Annotated in this window: 1 protein-coding gene; it reads left to right on the top strand. The window is 58.2% G+C overall.

Annotation, left to right across the window (positions count from 1 at the left end):
• Positions 1-79: 79 nt before the first annotated feature.
• Positions 80-1,465: an IS1182 family transposase gene (locus tag AC07ED_RS07390; RefSeq protein ID WP_105234371.1), complete on the top strand. Its 1,386-nt coding sequence runs from the start codon at positions 80-82 to the stop codon at positions 1,463-1,465.
• Positions 1,466-1,590: the final 125 nt, after the last annotated feature.

Raw genomic sequence — 1,590 nt, 5'->3', positions numbered from 1 at the left:
ATGCTGTTGAAAAAGTCTTTGTTGCAGCGCGGCAAGTCCTTTGATTCACTCGAATATGAGGGGATTGGAGGATTTCGTCATGATGGGCACCCAAACGGCACCGGCGCAGCTGTTCTATGACTTCGATCTGGAGCGTCATGTTCCTTCCGGTCATATGCTTCGTGAGATCGACAGGTTCCTCGACGTGGATGGAATGCGGGAGGCTCTTCGCCCCTTCTACAGCCACCTTGGGCGTCCCTCGATCGATCCGGAACTGATCATCCGCATGTTGGTCATCGGTTACGTTATGGGCATCCGATCGGAACGTCGCCTCTGCGACGAGGTCCATCTGAACCTCGCCTATCGGTGGTTCTGTCGGCTGGGTCTGGAGGGGAAGGTCCCGGATCATTCTACGTTCTCTCGGTATCGCCATGGCAAGTTTCGCGAAAGCAACCTGCTGCGACAGGTGTTCGAGGCCACGGTCGAGCGGTGCCTGAGGGAAGATCTAGTCTCGGGTGAGGGCTTTGCAGTGGATGCCAGCCTGATCTCTGCTGATGCCAATAAGGCTCGGTCAATCGCAGCTGAGGACTGGAGCCCTGAGGTCGCACGCGAGGCTGGCAACCGGGCTGCCCGGGAATATCTGGACACGCTGGATGATGCCGCATTCGGCGCCGCGTCACCGACCCAGCCGAAGTTTGTGGCCAAGTCCGACCCGGCGGCGCAATGGACCCGCGCCGAGGAAAGTCGCCCCTATTTTGCTTACGCCACCAACTACCTGATCGACACCAAAAGCTCGGTAATCATGGATGTTGAGGCGACGCGAGCCATTCGCCAGGCCGAAGTCGGGGCGTCGCGCACGATGCTCGACAGAACCGAAAAACGGTTCGGGATCAGACCGGATTGGCTGGCGGCTGACACTGCCTATGGCAACGCCGAGAACCTCGGATGGCTGGTTGAGCAGCGCAGCATCATCCCCTTCATTCCTGTCATCGACAAATCAGAGCGGACCGATGGCACCTGGTCCAGGTCCGACTTCGAATGGGACGAGGCGAATGATCAATACATCTGCCCCGAGGGTCAGGCCCTCAAGCAATATCGCCGGAACTACTCCGATCCGAACCGTGGTCAGGACACCGGCGGACGGAAGAAATATCGCGCCTTGAAGGCGACATGTCAGACCTGTCCATCCAAGGACATCTGCTGCCCGAAAGCGGAGGCCCGATACGTCACCCGTGAACCCCACGAGGAAGCACGCGAGTTCGCCCGCGAATGCCGTAAAACCAAAGCCTATAAAATCTCACGGGATAAAAGGAAGAAGGTGGAAATGCTTTTTGCTCACCTAAAGCGCATCCTGAACCTCACGCGGCTCAGGCTTAGGGGACCAAACGGCGCAAAGGACGAATTCCTCCTCGCCGCCATCGCCCAGAATCTCCGAAAGCTCGCAAAGCTGCGGCCTCAGTCCGCCAATTCGGAGGCCGCAGCATGATCTAAGTGGCCAGATAGTCGCCGCGAGGCGGCGCGACGGACGATTGTCCGAACCAAGCGTCGAGACACAAGTCTAAGCGCAGCTCAAAACGCGTTCTCAGGCCGACTTTTTCAACAAAATCCGCC

The sequence above is a fragment of the Aestuarium zhoushanense genome, assembly GCF_056431045.1.
The sequence above is the reverse complement of the archived record's forward strand: the minus strand, read 5'-3'. Positions and strand labels throughout refer to the sequence as shown.